Genomic DNA, 16,991 nt, shown 5'->3' on the forward strand with positions numbered 1-16,991 from the left:
AGGATTGTCGCCTGCCGTACAGACTTTCGAAAAATGTCGGTGGTCATCCCTATTCTTGGGGTATGACGACAGTCGTGAAGCACGATACTCGCCCGCTGACGACCGCCGAGATCGCCGCCCTCGCACTCTCCCTCGCCCACCTCGGAGCAGGCCCCCAAGCTGTCACCGCCCGGCGCGGCCTCCAGCACGCGCTCGAGCACCTGGAGCTCGACGACGACGTCATCACCACCACGCTCACGACACTGACCGAGCCGTTGCCCTTGGAGGTCGCCTCCCGGGCCAGGCTCATGGCCGACGCCATCACCAGCCGGCTCATGATCCGGCTGCACTACCGAGACGCCTCGGGCACCGTCACCTCGCGCGACGTCGAGCCGGTGACATGCCTGGTCCACCGCGAATACTGGTATCTGGTCGGGGTGTGCAGGATGCGCCGGGCGATCAGGGCGTTCAGGTTCGACCGGATCATCGCGGTCGAGCCCACGCTCACGCCCTCCCGTCCGCATCTCGCCGACCGGTTCCTGCCGTTCCAGCGCCGCCGGCGCAGCAGGGCGGCGTGAGGAAACTGGCCCGCTCTTGACCATCCGCACCCCCGGCCTTTGGGGTTGCGGGTGGCAGGCTCCCGCACATGCGTGTACGGGGGATCTGGCCCTTTGCCCTACTGATCATGGTGCCCGGGTGCGCCGCACCGTCGTCGGGGACGCCGCGCGCGGCCGCCGCGGTGGTCCATGAGCAGGCCCCCATCGTCGTCGAGAGCGCGCTGCCTTCGGAGGAACGGCGCGCGCTCGACCGGGCGCTGGAGCGTTACCTGGCCGACCGGCCAGGGCGGGCTTCGGTGGCCGTGTACGACAGGACGACCGGCGTCAGGTACGCCTTTCGCGAGCGCACGCCGTACATGCTGGCCAGCGTGGCCAAGGTGGACATCCTGCTGGCGTTCCTGCTGGGCAAGCAGCGCGAGGGCCGGCAGCTGACCGCGTACGAGCGCCGGCTGGCCGATCGGATGATCCGCAACAGCGACAACGACTGCGCGCACGAGCTGTACATGACGATCGGCGGGCAGAAAGGACTGGCCCGGGTCCTGCGGGAGATGGGCATCGAACACACCCGGCCCGGCCCGGGTCTCTCCTGGGGATCGACGAGCAGTCGCCCGTCCGACCAGGTCGAGGTGCTGGAGCGGCTCACCGACCCGGACGGCCCGCTGTCGGCCCCCCATCGGCAGTACGCGCTGGGGCTCATGTCGTCGGTCGTGCCCGAGCAGGTTTGGGGCGTCAGCGCGGCCGGCGGCGAGGTGGCGCTGAAGAACGGGTGGCTGCCCGCTCAGGTGCACGGCGGCCTGTGGACGATCAACAGCGTGGGACGGCTCCGCGTGCGCGGGCACCAGCTGCTGATCGCCGTTCTGTCGGAGCGCAGCCCGGACATGGAGACCGGGGTCGCCACCGTGGAGCACCTGGCCAGGGAGACGGTCAACGCCCTGACCCGCACCGGGAAGACGGCCTAGGAGCAGCAGCCCCCGCCGCAGCAACCGCCGCCGGCCGCCCGAGGTGCGGCCGCGCCGCCCGTCATGGCCACCGTGGACAGCAGCTTCACCGTGTCGTCGTGGCCTTCCGGGCAGGCCGCTGGGTCATCGGAGGCTGACATGGGACGGGACACCTCGAAGGTGGAACCGCAGGCGCGGCAGCGGAAGTCGTAACGCGGCATGACCTAAGAGTAAGTGATGTGCGCGTAGTCGGACACGGGCTCGTAGCCGACGGCCTGGTAGATGGCGTTGCTCGTCGGGTTGTCCAGGTCGGTGAAGAGCACCACCTGGTCGCAGCGTTCGGCCAGCCCGCTCTGGCTGGCATAGGCCGTGACGGCGGCGCCGTACCCGCGCCTGCGACACGACGGCGGCGTGTAGACGGGCCCGATGCGGCAGACCCCGCCGGCGGCGGGCGAGAGCCCGGCGAGCGAGACGGGCACGCCGTCCGCCTCCCACAGGAACAACTCCCGAGCCGCGAGCCGCTGGGCGACCCGCTCTGCGGCGTCGCCCTCGGGCAACGCCACCTCGTCGCTGAAGGACTGGTACCAGCTCACCAGCAGCGGATAGTCGGCCGGCACGGCGAGCCGTCCCCGCCCCGGCACGTCGGGAACGGCGAGCGTGCCGAGCTGGTAGAGCCGTTCGGAGATCACCCGGCTGGGCGGGCCCAGCAGGCGCACGACCTCGTCGGTGAGCTCCACCCGGCCTACCACCGCGGGGATGTCCCGGCCGAGCGCCTCCACCAGCGGCGCGACGGCCTCGACCGGCATGACGGCGAGCCCGATCGGGTACGGCGGGGTCCGGAAGGCCGCCCCGCGCACCTCTCCGTCCACCGTCCACCAGCCGAACCGAGGATCCTTGGCGGGCATGCCGGCGCGCAGATTGGCCAGGACGGTCAGCGGGACGGTGTTGCCCACCGGGTCGCCGAGCAGGAAGGGCTCGGCGACCGTGGCGTACTCCTCGGTGTCCGAGGTGAAGGTCCACATGCCTGGCATGGTGTCAGGCCGGGACCGCCTCGTCCAAAGCGGTTTTCCGGGCCCCTTTTATGCTGCGGCCTCGAGGTAAGGCGCCCACTGGGGGTCTCCGACGAGCGACGCGCCGATCAGCCTCCAGTGGGCGCCCCGTGGCACCGCAGGGCTGACGCGTAGCGTCCACCCGATCTCCTCCAGGTATTTGTCGGCCTTCCTGTGGTTGCACGTCGTGCAGGACGCAACGCAGTTCTCCCACGTGTGGGCGCCACCCCGGGACCGCGGGATGACGTGGTCGATGGTCTCGGCCCGCTGGCCGCAGTAAGCGCAGCGGAAGTTGTCGCGGCGCATGAGCGCGGCCCTGGTCAGGGGGATGCGCGACCGGTAGGGGATGCGGACGTATCTGCGGAGCCTGATCACCGAAGGCACGTCGAGCGTGCAGCTCGCGGAGCGCAGCACCGCGCCCCGACCGTCGCGATGCACGACGTCGGCCTTCTCCCGCAGCACGAGCACGATGGCACGGTGCAGCGAGAGGGTGGTCAGTGGCTCGTAAGTGGCATTGAGCAGCAGGACTTGGCGCGTCATCGTGCCTCTCCCTGCTGCGCGCGTATCAAAGGGGACATGCCGCGGCATGTCCCGCCTGTCGGCCCCTCCTGGGGCACTCGTGCTTCCGTCACGTGGACCTCCGCCGGACGGCCCAGCGGATGGTCACCACGGCACCGTCCTGTCACCAAGTTTGGCGTTTGCACCGTCGTCCCCGCCACCCCAAAAAGTTCCGGCCGGAATGACTAGAGGGACGCACGATACGTTTTATGCCCGCTTCACCAGCGCTTTACCCCTCCACGTTGGCAGTAGGGTTCCCTGCATGACGCGAGAGCCGTACCCGACAGCACGCCGCGAAGACATCGTCGACATCCTGCACGGAACACCCGTTCCAGACCCATATAGGTGGCTCGAGGATCCCGACGGTCCGGAGACGAAGGGGTGGCTGCTCGCGCAGGCCGAGCTGTTCGCCCGGAAGAGGGGGCCGCAGCGGTTCAAGAGCCGCATCGCCGAGCTCCTCAGGTCCGGCTCGGTCGGCACCCCGGCCTGGCGCGGTGGGCGGCACTTCTTCAGCCGCCGCACGCCCGACCAGGAGCACGCCGTCTACTACGTCGTCGAGCCGGACGGGACCGAGCGGGCGCTGGTCGACCCCATGGGGATCGACCCGTCCGGGCTGACCACGCTCGACGCCGTGCAGCCCGACAAGGAGGGGCGCCTGCTGGCGTACCAGATCTCGGTCGGCGGCGACGAGGAGTCGGCCCTGTACGTCATGGACGTGGCGACAGGCGCGCGGATCGAGGGCCCGATCGACCGCTGCCGCTACTCCCCCATCGCCTGGCTGCCCGGCGGCGAGGCGTTCTACTACGTGCGCCGGCTGCCGAGCACCGAGGTGCCGGAGAACGAGACGCAGTTCCACCGCCGCGTCTACCTGCACCGCGTCGGCACCTCCACCGAAGACGACGTGATGATCTTCGGCCATGGCCTGAAGATGACCAACTACTACGGCGTGTCGGTCTCGCGGGACGGCCACTGGCTGCAGGTGTCCGCGCACGAGGGCACGGCGCCGCGCAACGACCTCTGGGTGGCCGACCTGACCACCTCCCCGATCGACCGGCCGGAGCTGACGGTGGTCCAGGAGGGCGTGGACGCGCAGACGGGGCTGGCTTTCGGCCGCGACGGCAGGCTCTACGTGCACACCGACCGCGAATCGCCCAGGGCCAGGGTGTGCGTCACCGACCCGGCCACGCCCGGCTACGACACGTGGCGCGAGCTGATCCCCGAGGACCCCGAGGCGGTGCTGAGCGACTTCGCGATCCTCGACGACCTCGAACGCCCCATCATGCTGGTGGGCTGGACGCGTCACGCGATCAGCGAGATCACCGTCCACGACCTGGCGACCGGCGAGCGGATCGGCGAGGTGCCCACGCCCGGGCTCGGCACGATCGGCGGCATCGCCGAGCGCCCCGAGGGCGGCCACGAGGCCTGGTTCGGCTACACCGACAACACCACTCCGCCCACCATCCAGCGTTACGACGCCAGGACGGGCGAGACCACGCTGTGGGCGGCCTCGCCGGGGGCCGTCGAGGTGCCGGAGGTGCGGACCCGTCAGGTCGTCTACCAGTCGAAGGACGGCACGGACGTCCGCATGCTGATCATCTCACCGATCGAGGAGAGCTCGGGCCCGCGGCCCACGATCCTGTACGGCTACGGCGGCTTCGGCCTGTCGATGACCCCCGGTTACTCGGCGTCGGTCCTGGCCTGGGTGGAGGCCGGCGGCGTCTACGCCATCGCCAACCTGCGCGGCGGCGGCGAGGAGGGCGAGGACTGGCACCGCGCGGGCATGCTCGCCCACAAGCAGAACGTGTTCGACGACTTCCACGCGGCCGCCGAACACCTCATCGAGACCGGGGTGACGACGTCCGCGCAGCTCGGGATCTCCGGCGGCTCCAACGGCGGGCTGCTCGTGGGCGCCGCGCTGACGCAGCGGCCCGAGCTCTACGCGGCCGTGGTCTGCTCCGCGCCGCTGCTCGACATGATCAGGTACGAGCAGTTCGGCCTCGGCGCCACCTGGAACGTCGAGTACGGCACCGCCGAGGACCCCGAGCAGTTCGGCTGGTTGCTGGGCTACTCGCCCTATCACCACGTCCAGGAGGCAGTGCCGTACCCGGCGACCCTCTTCACCGTCTTCCAGTCCGACACGCGCGTGCACCCGCTGCACGCGTGGAAGATGTGCGCGGCGCTGCAGCACGCCTCGACGGGTGACCGGCCCGTGCTGCTGCGCAACGAGGCAGAGGTGGGGCACGGGGCACGCGCGGTGAGCCGCACGGTGGACCTGTCGGCCGACACGCTGACCTTCCTCGCCACGCACACCGGACTCTAATCTGGACGCATGAGCACGCTGGGGCTGGCCATGGTGGAGGCCGCCCCCAGCGCTGCGTTGCGGCCCTACGTGACGCGGCTGTGCGCCTACCGCGAGCACTACGGCTCCCCGGTCACGCGATCGGAGGCCGCGCTGCCCGGGGCGGTGCTGATCCTCGCGTTCGGCACGCCGATGGAGGTGGGCGGGGAGCGGCACACGGCGTTCGCCGGCGGGCTGGGCGACCGGTTCACCGTCACCCGTGTCAGCGGGCCGTGCGAGGGCGTGGAGGTGGTGCTCACGCCGTTCGGTGCCAGGCGCCTGTACGGGCTGCCGATGCGGCACCTGACGAACCTCACGGTCCCGGTCGGAGACCTGCTCGGTCCGTGGGCGGACATGGTGGTGGGCCGGCTGGCCGAGACACGGTCGTGGCCGGAGCGGCTGGCGCTGGCCGACCGGCTGCTCGCGGCCCGCATCCACGCAGGCCCCGCGCTGGGGCCCGAGGTGCCGTGGGCGTGGGCGCGGCTGCTGGCGTCGGGCGGGCGGCTGAGCCCTCCCTCGCTGGCGGAGTCGCTCGGCTGGAGCCACCGGCACCTCGTGGCACGTTTCCAGGACCAGATCGGGTTGCCGCCGAAGACGGCCGCCCGGGTCATCAGGTTCGAGCGGGCCGCGCGGCTGCTGCGCTCCGGCACACCCATCGCTCAGGTGGCGGCGGAGTGCGGCTTTTACGACCAGGCGCACATGAACCGGGAGTTCCGGGTGCTCGGGGACACGACGCCCGGTCAGATTCATCCAAGACCGGAGGACGAAGGCCGGGCATCCTGAGCGTCATGGAGCGAACCGTTTACGCACAAGCCCGCTACGAGGACTGCCAGGCCGCGATCGACTTCCTGACCAGCGCGTTCGGGTTCCAGGTGCACGAGGCGTCCAAGAGCGACGAAGGCAAGGTCCACCACGCCGAGCTGCTGGTCGGCAACGACATGATCATGATCGGCGAGGGGCGGCCCGGCGGGCCCGGCATCTACGTCGCGGTCGGCGACGTCGACGCCCATCATGACCGTGCCGAGGCGGCGGGGGCCGCGATCACCATGGAACTGGTCGACCAGCCGTACGGGTCGCGCGAGTACGGCTGCACGGACCCGCAGGGCAACACCTGGTGGTTCGGAACGTACCGGCCATGAGCCTGCTCAAAGCGGAGGCGTTGCTCGGGCGGACGGCCGGGCGGATGGAGGGGTCGTTCCTGGTCGCGGAGTGGAGCGACCCCGGCTCGACCCCCGGATACATCGCCCCGCCGCACCGGCATCTACGCGATGACGAGATCTGGTACGTGCTGGAGGGCACACTGAGGTTCCGGCTGGGCGACGACGAGGTGGAGGCCGAAGCGGGCGCGGCGGTGGTGGGGCCCGCGGGGATGCCCCACACGTTCTGGAACCCGTCGCGCTCGCCGGCCCGATACCTGGTGGTGATGTCGCCGGGGACGGTGCGGCTGATCGAGGAGGTCCACTCGATGCCGGACCGCTCGGGGGAACGGCTGCGGGAGCTGTTCGAACGGCACGGATGCGAGTACCTGCCGGACTTGTGGGCGGAGAGGGGCTAGCGCGGGAAGACGATGGTCTTGTGGCCGTCCAGCAGCACCCGCTGCTCGGCGTGCCACTTGACCGCCCTGGCCAGCGTCACGCACTCCACGTCCCGCCCGATCGCCGCCAGGTCCTCCGGCGAGTGGCTGTGGTTGACCCTGGCCACCTCCTGCTCGATGATCGGCCCCTCGTCCAGGTCGGAGGTCACGTAGTGGGCGGTGGCGCCGATCAGCTTGACCCCGCGGTCGTACGCCTGGTGGTAGGGCTTGGCGCCCTTGAACGACGGCAGGAACGAGTGATGGATGTTGATCGCCCGCCCGGCCAGCTTCCCGCACAGGTCCTGTGAGAGCACCTGCATGTAGCGGGCCAGCACCACCAGGTCCACCTGGTAGTGCTCCACCAGCGCCAGCACCTCGGCCTCCTGCCTGGGCTTGGTCTCCGAGGCGATCGGCAGGTGGTGGTAGTCGATGCCGTACGACTGCGTGAGCGGCCGCAGATCGGGATGGTTGGACACGACGGCCACGATGTCGATGTCCAAAGTCTTGGCCTTGACCCGGTACAACAGGTCGTTGAGGCAGTGGTCGAACTTGCTGACCATGATCAGCACCCGTGGCTTCCTGGCCACGTCGCGCACCGTGAACTCCATGGCGAAGTCGGGCGCCAGCGCCGCGAAGGCGGCGTTGAGATCGTCCTCCCCCAGCGGCCCGGCGAACTGCACGCGCATGAAGAAACGCTGCGCGACCCTGTCACCGAACTGCTGGCTCTCGATGATGTTGCATCCCTTCCCCGCCAGCAGGCCGGAGACGGCGGCCACCACACCGGGCCGGTCGGGGCAGGACAGCGTCAGGATGTATTCGGCTGGGCTGGTCACTTCGTTCACTCTCGCGGACATGAGATCGTCGGGTGCCTTGCGGCTGATCTGGGCAGAGTACCGGTCTCCGGGCGCGTGCACCGCTATCTCCCCCGGTTAAGTGCCGGTGGCCCGAGCTTCCGGACACGATTGAGCGTACCCGGCCCGACGCGGCGTCTCCGGCGTCGCACTGATCGCCCGGATCTTGGGTAGCTATCGGGCATTACGGACATTCGCCGGGGAATCTGGCGCGTCTCGCCACAACCAAGCGAGCAAGGATGGAGTGCATGCCTTTTGGACGCCGCCGTTCTGATCGTGGTCGCGGGCTTGTTCGCGGTCGTGTCCGGGGTCAACGACGGGGGTGCCCTCCTCGCAACCGGGCTCAAGCTGCCCACGGTGCGCCCGGGCGCCGGCATCCTCGCCCTGGTCGTGATGGTGGCGGTCGTGCCGCTGGTCACGCATCAGGTGGCGCGGACTTTCGTGACCAGGCTGGCGAGCTTCCACGACCCCGGCGGCAAGATCGCGACGACGATCGCGGTGATCTCGGCTCTGGCCGTGGTGGCCGTGCTCAGCGCGAAGGGCCGCCCGACGAGCCTCACCCTGGCCATCGTGGGCGGCCTCACCGGTGCTGGGCTCGGGTGGGGGCTGCCGGTCTCGCCGGGTTCGGTGGCTCTGGTCCTGGCGTTCGGCCTGGCGGCGCCTGCCGTCGGCGGGCTGCTGGCGTGGGCGCTCATCCGGGTGCTGGTGGCGGTGACCACGGCGCAGGGGATGGCGCACTGGCATCGGGCGGGGTTCCTGCTCCAGACCGTCGCGTACGCGGCCAACGACGGCCAGAAGATGCTGGCCGTGTTCATGATCGCACTGGGGTTCTCGGACGCGCCGCTCGCGTACACGTCGCTGGTGGCCGCCCTGTTCGCCCTCGGCACCATGTACGGGCTGCCCAAGGCCGGGCGCACGCTGAGCCGCGAGATCATCGTCTTCCGGCCGACGCACGGCGTCGCCGCGGAGCTGGCCGCGGGCGTGGCGGTGATCGGCTGCGCGGCCGTCGGCATGCCGGTGAGCATGACCCAGGCGGTCGCCGGGGGGCTCGTCGGCGCGGGCATCGCCCAGGGCGGCGGCCGGGTCCGCTGGTACGCCGCCGTCAAGATCGTTACGGCCTGGATGCTGACCCTGCCCACGAGCGCGCTGCTGGGCGGGGTGGCGGCCTTCGTGGTGAAGGGGGTGACGCAGTGGTGAACGCGTACGGGAAGGCAGGCGGGCGATGAAGCGGCTGCAGCGGATCAGGGACCTCATGGCCGGCCGCATGGACAGAGTGGTCACCGAGGCCCTGCTCGGGCAGCTTCAGGCCACCAAGGAAGGCGCGTGGCTGGCGATGGCCATGATCGGCGGCGAGGTGGGCCGTACGGGGGCGCACGAGCAGATGCGCTCGATCGAGCACCTCGGCGACGAGGAGCGGGCCCGCCTCATCGAGGAGCTCAAGACCGCCCTGGTCACCCCCATCGATCCGGAGGACCTGTTCCGGCTGTCCCGCTCGATCGATGACGTGCTCGACTCGCTGCGGGACTTCGTCCGCGAGTCCCACCTCTACCGGGTCCCTGACCAGATCCGCTTCACTCCCCTGCTCGACCAGGTCATCGTCGGCATCGACGCGCTCGAGAACGCGGTTCGCGACCTCGCCTCCCGGCCTTCCGGAGTGACGGCCGACGCGCTGGAGGCGAAGAAGGCGGGCGGGGCCATCCGGCGGATGTACCAGTACGAGATCTCGCGGATCTTCTCGGGGGAGCTGACGGCGGACGCCATGAAGGAGCGAGAGCTGGTACGCCGCCTGGAGATCGTCGGCGTGGCCATCGGCGAGGCGGCCGACGCCATCGCCGATGGTGCGATGAAACGCTGATCCCCGGCCATCCCGTGAGCCGCCGCGGCCGGGTCCGGGCACCGCGGATCCAGACCCTCCCGCGGGCCGCGGCGGGGTCGGGCAATGCGGATCGCCCAGCCGGCGGTCTGATCCGGCCCAGCACCTGGCAACCCGAGCAATTTGCCTGGCACGGCAAGCGTCAGCGCGCCCGCCAGCCATCTTGCCCCGCCGCCGACCGCGCCTGCCCTCTGGGCGATGCCCTCACTCAGCAACCCCACCATGAGCGGCCCGACACAGCAGGCCAGCGGCCCTGGAGCGGGCCCGAGATCCCCGCACCCCGGCGCCCCCGACCCTGGACCGGGCCCGAGATCCCACACGTCGGCGGCGCACCGCCCCAGTGGCGTGCCAGGGTGCCCGCACCCCTCGGCAGCGCACGGCCCACTGGCGTGCCAGGATGCCCGCATCCCAGCAGTCCCAGCCAGCGCGTCGCGCAGCATGCCGATAGTGAGACCGTCCGCTTTCCCGCCAGGAGGCGGTCCACCGGCGAACGCGACCCGGGCTGTCGACTCCCCAACCGGTCGCGGGCGGATGCTCGGGGATCAGCGGGTGGGGGCGAAGGCGTTGACGCCGGTCAGTTCGGCCGAGAGCTGCCACAAACGTGCCGCCTCGTCCGGGTCCACCGCGTAAGAGCGGACTCCCGGCCCGGGCTCCTCGTCCGTGATCAACTCCGCGATCTCGCAGTCCTCGCAGTAGACGCCCCCCATGCCGGCCAACTGCGGTGAGGTGGCCGCCCACACCTGAGTCGCCGCACCCTGCTCAGGTGTCTTGAAGCTGGGGTCCAGCGCGTTGCCCGCCTCGTCGATCCACCCGGCCGCGACCATCTCCTCCCTGGGCAGATGCCGCTGCAACGGCGTGAGGATGGCGCCGGGATGCAGCGAGAACGCGCGTACGCCCGCGTCCCGGGCGAGCGCGTCGAGCTGCACGGCGAACAGGATGTTGGCGGTCTTCGCCTGCCCGTACGCCAGCCACTTGTCATAGCCACGCTCGAACTGCACGTCGTCCCACCGGATGCCCGAGTTGCGGTGACCGCCGGACGAGACGGTCACGACCCGGCCCTGACCGCGGGCGATGGCCGGCCACAGGCGGTTGACGAGCGCGTGGTGCCCGAGGTGATTGGTCGCGAACTGCGCCTCCCAACCAGGGCCGACCCGCGTCTCCGGGCAGGCCATGATGCCCGCGTTGGCGATGACGATCTCGGCACTGCGACCGGTGGCGAGGAAACGCTCCGCGAACCGCCGTACGCTCTCCAGGTCGGCGAGGTCCAGCTCATCCACCTCGACGCCGTCGATGCCCCCGACCGCCTGCTGAGCGGTGTCGGGACGGCGGGCGGGAACGACCACGTGGGCGCCGGCGCGGGCGAGCGCACGCGTGGTCTCCAGCCCGAGACCGGAGTAGCCGCCGGTGACGATCGCCAGCTTCCCGGACAGATCGATCCCTTGGAGCACATCGTCCGCGGTGCTCCTGGCGCCGAAGCCCGACCCGATCTTGTGTTGTGGCGTTGTCATGCTCGCCACGCTACGTAATGGAGCGCGCTCCAGGTCAAACGGCCGCGCCGGGCGCAGCAGGCGGCGTTACAGGCCGAGGGACGGCGCCAGGTGGGTGAGTTGGGTGAGGGCGTCCTGGAGGTCCGGGTCGTCCGGGGACAAAGGCTGGATGGCGACGTGGTCGGCGCCTGCGTCGAGGTGGGCGCGGACCCGCTTGACGATGGCGTCCGTGTCGCCCCAGGCCACGATGGCGTCCACCAGGCGGTCGCTGCCCCCGTCGGCGAAGTCGCCGTCCGTGAAGCCCAGTGTGCGCAGGTTGTTGAGGTAGTTGGGCAGGGTCAGGTAGTAGGCCATGTGGGTGCGGGCGATCTCGCGGGCGCGGGCCGGGTCGGACTCGATGACGACCGCCTGCTCGGGGATCAGGAGGCGGTCGGGGCCGAGGATGCGACGGGCCTGGACGGTGTGCTCCGGCGGCACGAAGTAGGGGTGGGCGCCGGACGCCCGGTCCCGGGCCAGCTCCAGCATCTTGGGACGCAGCGCCGCCAGGACCCTGGGGAACTCGGCCTTGGGGAGGATCTGCGCGGCCTCGTCCATGGCGTCGAGGTAGGCGCGCATCGTGGCCAGCGGCTTGTCGTAGTGGTGGCCGCGCTGTCCGACCAGCGGGGCGTGGCTGACGCCGATGCCCAGCAGGAAGCGGCCGGGGTAGCCGTCGGCCAGCGCGACCGACGCGGCCGCCATGGTCGCGGCGTCGCGGACCCAGAGGTTGGCGATGCCGGTGCCGACCGCGATGCGCTCGGTGGCGGCCAGCACGATGGCCGCCACCGTGAAGGGCTCCTTGCCGCCCCAGCCCTCGTTGACCCAGATGGCGCCGTAACCCAACGCCTCGATCCGGCCCGCCGCCCGCCGCACTTCCTCGGCGGGGGCCTTAGCGATCATGGGATGCCACACTCCGACGCGCCCGATGTCCACGGCCGCTCCCCTCGCGTAGGATGTTCGATCGAGATGGAACACTACACGAGTGTTCGACAGACGTCGAACAGGACACGCACCCTCACTCACACCTCTCCCCTCGAGGTCTCGCTCCAAGCCGCTCTCGACGCACTGGGCGACCCCGTGCGCCGACGCATCGTCCGGGAATTGGCTGGTGTGCCCGATTGGACCCGCCCCTGTGGCACGTTCACCCACCTGCCGGTGGCCAAGTCCACGCTCAGCCACCACTTCGCGGTCTTGCGCAATGTCGGTCTGCTGGAGCAGCGGGACGAGGGCAGCCGCAGGCTCAACCGCCTCAGGAAGCCCGAGTTCGATGAGCGTTTTCCCGGGCTGCTGGCGCTGGTCCTGGAGGAGGAGCAACAGGAGCCCGAGTGACCCGCCGGCGAGCGTCGCCCACGCTCGGGGGCGTGAGGAGGCCGGCTGCCCGCCGCGGCAGGCCGGTAATGTCTGCCCCATGGACGCCACAAGCGATCGCCCCGCCGCGCGCGTCGTCTGCCTGGACCGCGATGGCAGGGTGCTGCTGATGCACTGGTACGACCACGTCGCCGGCGCTGACCTTTGGGAGCCGCCGGGCGGCGGGATCGACCCCGGCGAGACGCCGCTGGAGGCGGCCAGGCGAGAGCTGACCGAGGAGACCGGGTTGCCCGGCGAGGCCGTCCTCGAGCGGCATGTCCAGGTCGAGCGGGATTCCACCTGGCTTGGCGTCCGCTACGTCAAGACCGAGCCGTTCTACCTGGCCAGGTTCGACACGCCCCGCCCGGAGGTCGATCCCGGTGAGCTCACCGAGGAGGAACGTCAGGCGTACCTCGGCTACGCGTGGGTCGAGGAGATGCCCGAAACGGTCGAGCCCCCCACCTTGGCGAAGGTCGTCGAGCGGCTCACCGGAGATCGAGGGTGAGGCCGCCGAAGGCGACGGACAGCGGGCCGTCGTAGGAACGGGCCGCCGCCGCGAGCGCGGGTTCCGCAGGAGTGTCGGGCCACAGGTGGGTGAGCAGGAGCCGCCCCACCCCGGCCGGCGACGCGGTACGGCCCGCGTGCGTTGGGCACGTGATGCGGCAGGTCGAAGACGTCCAATCGGAAGGGCCCGAGCTCGATCGGCATGCCGGGACCGAGCTCGTGCAGGGAGAAGCTGCCCGCCAGCATGCGCCGGTTGTCCAGCGCGAGCACGGCGTCCAGCGCGCCCGGCGGGGCGTGGACCGGCAGCGTCCCCGCCGGTACGTCGGCCAGAGCCCGGGCGCGCAGCAGCGCGTTGAGGTCGGCGCAGTGATCGGGGTGACCGTGGGTGACGAGCACCGCGTCCACCTCATCCGCCCGCATCCGTTGGAGTAGCCGCGGCAGGACGGCGTATCCGGGGTCGATGAGGACGCGGAAGCCCTGGTGTTCGAGCACGTACCCGCTGCAGGCCTGTCCGGCCGCGGGCCAGGCGCCGCACCCGCCCAGCACGGTGCATCTCATCAGCCGCCCAGCTCGGTCAGCGTCGTCGTCATCAGTCCGCGCAGCAACGTGCCCGCCAGCTTCTCGTGCGTCTGCTCCACGGACAGCCCCTTGGCCACGCGCTCGCGGTAGATCGCGCGCTCGCGCGCGTCAGTGTAGGGCAGCGCGGTCATCCCGACGATCACGGTGACCCGGGTGCCGCCCAGGGGCAGGAGGGCGACGGCATGCGTACGCAGGCAGGTCTCCTCAGGCGCGCCGAACCACCCGGACTTGATCCGGGCGTCGGCCACCCCGATCGCCTCCCGTATGCCGAACGCCTGCTCCCTCCCGACCTGCCGCATCCACTCCAGCACGGTCGCCGCCACCGGATCACCCGCGACGGCGGACTGGGCGAACGCCGCGTAGGCGGTGGCGACCTCGTCGGCGGCCACCTCGACCGAGCCGAACCGCGACGGGTCGCCGTTGGGCGGCGACCACGCCACGCCGGTGCGCCTGCGGATGTCCTCGAGGATGACGCCAGGCCCGATGGCGAGCCAGAGGTTGAGCGTGTCGGAGTTGGACGAGATGACGACGGCGGGTTCGGCGTGGCGGCGCCACAGGTCGGCGTCGGGCATGTGGGCCGCGCTCACCCACGCGTACAGGGGCTTGAGCAGCGAGGCGCAGCGCAGCCGCGCCAGGCCGGATCTGACCCCGACCGTGCGGGCGGGCGGCCCGCCGTAGCCGCGCCTGATGCCGGCCGCCTGCACGCCGGCGCTGGGATCAAGGTCGTCGAGCAGCTCGTTGAACGCCACGCACCCACCGTAGACCTACGCGCTCTCTCCCCAGCGGCCTTCGTACCACTCCAGGCTCGGCGGGTCGCCGGGCAGCTCGGTCCGTCCCGGCGCGCGCAGGCCGTCGAGCGCGATGGCCAGCAAGCGCTGCTTGACGTGCTGGTGCTGCTCGCTGGGCGGCCCGGGGGCCGGGCGGCTGAACTGCTCGATGAGCAGCGAGACGTCGAGCATGGTCACGTCGTCCCTGAGCACGCCGGCCTCGCGGGCCCGGGAGATCAGCCGGGTGGCCAGCTCCGTGGCCTTTCGCGACGTGCGCCACATCTCGTCGGTGACCTCGATGGTGCCCGCGACCGGCGCGAGCGCGCCGGACCGGAGACCCACGCAGGTGCGTACGTACAGCTCCAGACCGGCCCACGGATCCTCCTCCGCGAGCGCGGCCTCGACGGCCTCGACGACACGTTCCATGGCGATCAGGCACAGCCGCTGGAGCAGCTCCTCCTTGGTGCGGTAGCGGCGGTAGAGGCTGCCCATGCCGACGCCGGCCTGCTTGGCGATGGCCGACACCGGCGCGTCGAAGCCCTGCGTGGTGAACACCTCGTGCGCCGCCTGCAGCAGCCGCAGATCGTTGCGTGCCGCCTCGGCCTGCCTGCCGCGTGTCGCCATGTCGCCCAGAATAGCCCTGTTGCGGAGCGATCCGCTCCGATATAGATTTCGGAGCGAATCGCTCCGATTAAACGTGGAGGCAGGTCATGCGTGCGGTGGTCTTGAGGCAGTACGGAGGACCGGAGTCACTGATCGTCGAGGAGGCGCCGGACCCGGTCGCCGGGCCGGGTCAGGTGCTGGTGGAGGTCGCGGTCGCCGGCGTGACGTTCGTGGAGACGCAGGTACGCGCCGACCGCGGCCCGCGGCGGGCCGAACTGCCCGCGATCCTCGGCAACGGGGTCGCGGGGACCGTGCTGGCGGTGGGCGAGGGCATGGACGAGGCGTTGATCGGCGCCCGGGTGGTCACCACGCTGGGCGGCTACGGGGGTTACGCGGAGCTGGCGGTGGCGGGCGCCGGCGACCTGATCCCGGTGCCCGAGGGCCTGTCCTTGGAGACCGCGGTGGCGCTGCTGGCCGACGGGCGTACCGCCGTGGGCCTGGCCAGGGCCGCCGCCCCGCAGCCGGGCGAGTGGGTGCTCGTGGAGGCGGCGGGCGGCGGCGTGGGCAGCCTGCTGGTGCAGCTCGCCCACGCCGCCGGCGCGCGCGTGATCGGCGCGGCGAGCAGCGCGGGCAAGCGGGAGCTGGCCGCGAGCCTGGGCGCCGAGCTGACCGTCGACTACACCGACCCGGCCTGGACCGACGTGGTACGCACCGCGACGGGCGGCCTGGACGTGGTCTTCGACGGCGTGGGCGGCGAGATCGGCGCCGCGGCCCAGAGCCTCCTCAAGGACGGGGGCAGGCTCAGCGTGTACGGCATGGCAGGCGGCCCCATGACCACCCCGGATCCGCGCGTGACGGCCGTCCCCTGGCCGCAGACGGACCTGCGCGAGTTGTCGAGGGCGGCATTGGAGGAGGCCGTGGCCGGCCGCCTGCGTCCCACGATCGGCGCCGTGCTCCCCCTGGAGTCCGCCGCCGAGGCGCACGCGGCCATCGAGTCCCGCACCGTCACCGGCAAGACCCTGCTCCTGCCCGCACGGGCGCGGACCATCCTCGTCACCGGCGCGACCGGCAACCAAGGTGGCGCGGTGGCCCGTGAGCTGCTCGCCCGCGGCTGGTCGGTACGCGCCCTCGTCCGCGACCCGGACTCCACCCGCCTCCCCGCCGGCGTCTCACCGGTCCAGGGGGACCTCAACGACGCGGACTCCGTCCGCGCGGCCATGGCAGGCGTCCACGGCGTCTTCAGCGTGCAGGCGTTGGCGTGGACGGAGGACGAGCCGGCCGGAGAGGCCCGCCAGGGCACGACGATCGCCGGCGTGGCCAAGGAGCTCCACGTGGCACACCTGGTCTACAGCTCGGTCGGCGGCGCCGAGCGCGACACCGGAATCGCTCACTTCGCCAGTAAGTTCGCCATCGAGCAGCACATCGAGGCGGCCGGCGTGCCCGCCACGATCCTGCGCCCGACCTTCTTCATGACGAATCTGCTCTTCTACGCCGACGCGCCGGGCGGCGAGCGGGTGATCGAACTGCCGCTCCTTCCGGGACGGCGCATGCAGATGATCGCCCCTGAGGACATCGCGCACTTCGCCGCCGAGGCGTTCGACCATCCGGCCGGCTACGTGGGGAGACGGCTGGAGATCGCCGGAGACGCCCCCACCGGCGACGAGATCGCCGAGGTGTACGAGCGGGTCACCGGCGTGCCCACCCGCTTCGAGCCGCAACCGACCGGCGGGGAGCGCATGTACGAGTGGTTCCAGGAAAGTGGCTACCAGGCCGACCTGGAGGCCCTCAGGAAGGAGCACCCGGGCCTCACGACGTTCGAGTCGTTCCTCCGGAGCCGCCTCTGACCGGTCTTCAGAGGCCGGACCTCGCCAGCGACATGGCGAGCACGACCGGCACGAGGGCCACCAGCGCCACCACCGCCGTCACCTTCCAGCGCCTGGCCACCCCCGCCT

20 protein-coding genes are annotated in these 16,991 nt (G+C 71.2%); 11 read left to right on the top strand and 9 right to left on the bottom strand.

Annotated elements, in window-relative coordinates; genetic code table 11:
* The first annotated feature begins 62 nt into the window (after window positions 1-62).
* Window positions 63-557: a helix-turn-helix transcriptional regulator gene (locus ETD86_RS10375; RefSeq protein WP_170222983.1), complete on the top strand. Its 495-nt coding sequence runs from the start codon at window positions 63-65 to the stop codon at window positions 555-557.
* A gap of 68 nt (window positions 558-625) precedes the next feature.
* Window positions 626-1,495: a serine hydrolase gene (locus ETD86_RS10380; protein WP_138665904.1), complete on the top strand. Its 870-nt coding sequence runs from the start codon at window positions 626-628 to the stop codon at window positions 1,493-1,495.
* On the opposite strand, the gene ETD86_RS56830 is transcribed toward ETD86_RS10380, so the two are convergent.
* From ETD86_RS56830 to ETD86_RS10390, 3 genes are read right to left on the bottom strand one after another with little or no spacing between them, the layout of a single operon-like run.
* Window positions 1,492-1,695: an FmdB family zinc ribbon protein gene (locus ETD86_RS56830; protein ID WP_211369954.1), complete on the bottom strand. Its 204-nt coding sequence runs from the start codon at window positions 1,693-1,695 to the stop codon at window positions 1,492-1,494. The two genes, ETD86_RS10380 and ETD86_RS56830, sit on opposite strands and share 4 nt — an antisense overlap.
* Window positions 1,696-1,698: 3 nt before the next feature.
* Window positions 1,699-2,496 carry a GNAT family N-acetyltransferase gene (locus ETD86_RS10385; protein ID WP_211369955.1) on the bottom strand — a complete coding sequence of 266 codons (798 nt, stop codon included), beginning with the start codon at window positions 2,494-2,496 and terminating at the stop codon, window positions 1,699-1,701.
* A gap of 57 nt (window positions 2,497-2,553) precedes the next feature.
* On the bottom strand, window positions 2,554-3,063 hold the full coding sequence (locus ETD86_RS10390) for an HNH endonuclease (protein WP_138665905.1): 510 nt from the start codon (window positions 3,061-3,063) through the stop codon (window positions 2,554-2,556).
* A 280-nt stretch (window positions 3,064-3,343) separates the two neighbouring features.
* Between ETD86_RS10390 and ETD86_RS10395 the strand changes: the two genes are divergently transcribed.
* Genes ETD86_RS10395 through ETD86_RS10410 form a run of 4 tightly spaced genes read left to right on the top strand, consistent with a single transcriptional unit; the run spans window position 3,344 to window position 6,974 of the window.
* A complete protein-coding gene (locus ETD86_RS10395; protein ID WP_138665906.1) occupies window positions 3,344-5,401 on the top strand; it encodes a prolyl oligopeptidase family serine peptidase in 2,058 nt (685 codons plus the stop codon).
* A 9-nt stretch (window positions 5,402-5,410) separates the two neighbouring features.
* Window positions 5,411-6,202, top strand: a complete 792-nt coding sequence (locus tag ETD86_RS10400; RefSeq protein WP_138665907.1) for a helix-turn-helix domain-containing protein — start codon at window positions 5,411-5,413, stop codon at window positions 6,200-6,202.
* Between the two features lie 5 nt (window positions 6,203-6,207).
* A complete protein-coding gene (locus tag ETD86_RS10405) occupies window positions 6,208-6,558 on the top strand; it encodes a VOC family protein (protein WP_138665908.1) in 351 nt (116 codons plus the stop codon).
* The gene (locus tag ETD86_RS10410; RefSeq protein ID WP_211369956.1) at window positions 6,555-6,974 is read left to right on the top strand and encodes a cupin domain-containing protein; all 420 of its coding nucleotides are present in this window, start codon (window positions 6,555-6,557) and stop codon (window positions 6,972-6,974) included. The genes ETD86_RS10405 and ETD86_RS10410 overlap by 4 nt, the downstream gene beginning before the upstream one ends.
* Here ETD86_RS10410 and purU read toward each other — a convergent pair.
* On the bottom strand, window positions 6,971-7,825 hold the full coding sequence (gene purU, locus ETD86_RS10415; RefSeq protein ID WP_425465620.1) for a formyltetrahydrofolate deformylase: 855 nt from the start codon (window positions 7,823-7,825) through the stop codon (window positions 6,971-6,973). The two genes, ETD86_RS10410 and purU, sit on opposite strands and share 4 nt — an antisense overlap.
* 273 nt (window positions 7,826-8,098) lie before the next feature.
* On the opposite strand from purU, the gene ETD86_RS10420 reads away from it, so the two are divergent.
* Together ETD86_RS10420 and ETD86_RS10425 are read left to right on the top strand one after the other, a co-directional pair.
* Window positions 8,099-9,040 carry an inorganic phosphate transporter gene (locus ETD86_RS10420; protein ID WP_138665910.1) on the top strand — a complete coding sequence of 314 codons (942 nt, stop codon included), beginning with the start codon at window positions 8,099-8,101 and terminating at the stop codon, window positions 9,038-9,040.
* 25 nt (window positions 9,041-9,065) lie between these two features.
* On the top strand, window positions 9,066-9,698 hold the full coding sequence (locus ETD86_RS10425) for a DUF47 domain-containing protein (RefSeq protein ID WP_138665911.1): 633 nt from the start codon (window positions 9,066-9,068) through the stop codon (window positions 9,696-9,698).
* A 560-nt stretch (window positions 9,699-10,258) separates the two neighbouring features.
* On the opposite strand, the gene ETD86_RS10430 is transcribed toward ETD86_RS10425, so the two are convergent.
* Window positions 10,259-11,224, bottom strand: a complete 966-nt coding sequence (locus ETD86_RS10430; RefSeq protein WP_138665912.1) for an SDR family NAD(P)-dependent oxidoreductase — start codon at window positions 11,222-11,224, stop codon at window positions 10,259-10,261.
* Between the two features lie 66 nt (window positions 11,225-11,290).
* Complete coding sequence (locus ETD86_RS10435; protein ID WP_281286894.1) at window positions 11,291-12,214, bottom strand: LLM class F420-dependent oxidoreductase; 924 nt, start codon at window positions 12,212-12,214, stop codon at window positions 11,291-11,293.
* A gap of 102 nt (window positions 12,215-12,316) precedes the next feature.
* Between ETD86_RS10435 and ETD86_RS10440 the strand changes: the two genes are divergently transcribed.
* Together ETD86_RS10440 and ETD86_RS10445 are read left to right on the top strand one after the other, a co-directional pair.
* On the top strand, window positions 12,317-12,568 hold the full coding sequence (locus tag ETD86_RS10440) for an ArsR/SmtB family transcription factor (RefSeq protein ID WP_342779257.1): 252 nt from the start codon (window positions 12,317-12,319) through the stop codon (window positions 12,566-12,568).
* 79 nt (window positions 12,569-12,647) lie between these two features.
* Entirely contained in the window at window positions 12,648-13,091 is a 444-nt protein-coding gene (locus ETD86_RS10445; RefSeq protein ID WP_138665915.1) for an NUDIX hydrolase, read from the top strand.
* Here the strand turns inward: ETD86_RS10445 and ETD86_RS10450 are convergent.
* From ETD86_RS10450 to ETD86_RS10460, 3 genes are read right to left on the bottom strand one after another with little or no spacing between them, the layout of a single operon-like run.
* The gene (locus ETD86_RS10450) at window positions 13,004-13,648 is read right to left on the bottom strand and encodes an MBL fold metallo-hydrolase (RefSeq protein WP_246147829.1); all 645 of its coding nucleotides are present in this window, start codon (window positions 13,646-13,648) and stop codon (window positions 13,004-13,006) included. The two genes, ETD86_RS10445 and ETD86_RS10450, sit on opposite strands and share 88 nt — an antisense overlap.
* Entirely contained in the window at window positions 13,648-14,418 is a 771-nt protein-coding gene (locus tag ETD86_RS10455; RefSeq protein WP_138665916.1) for a hypothetical protein, read from the bottom strand. The genes ETD86_RS10450 and ETD86_RS10455 overlap by 1 nt, the downstream gene beginning before the upstream one ends.
* Window positions 14,419-14,433: 15 nt before the next feature.
* On the bottom strand, window positions 14,434-15,060 hold the full coding sequence (locus ETD86_RS10460; protein ID WP_246147830.1) for a TetR/AcrR family transcriptional regulator: 627 nt from the start codon (window positions 15,058-15,060) through the stop codon (window positions 14,434-14,436).
* Window positions 15,061-15,146: 86 nt separating this feature from the next.
* On the opposite strand from ETD86_RS10460, the gene ETD86_RS59610 reads away from it, so the two are divergent.
* Window positions 15,147-16,883 carry an NmrA family NAD(P)-binding protein gene (locus ETD86_RS59610; protein ID WP_170222984.1) on the top strand — a complete coding sequence of 579 codons (1,737 nt, stop codon included), beginning with the start codon at window positions 15,147-15,149 and terminating at the stop codon, window positions 16,881-16,883.
* The last annotated feature ends 108 nt before the right edge of the window (window positions 16,884-16,991 follow it).

This window comes from Nonomuraea turkmeniaca (assembly GCF_005889735.1).
GTDB lineage: Bacteria > Actinomycetota > Actinomycetes > Streptosporangiales > Streptosporangiaceae > Nonomuraea > Nonomuraea turkmeniaca.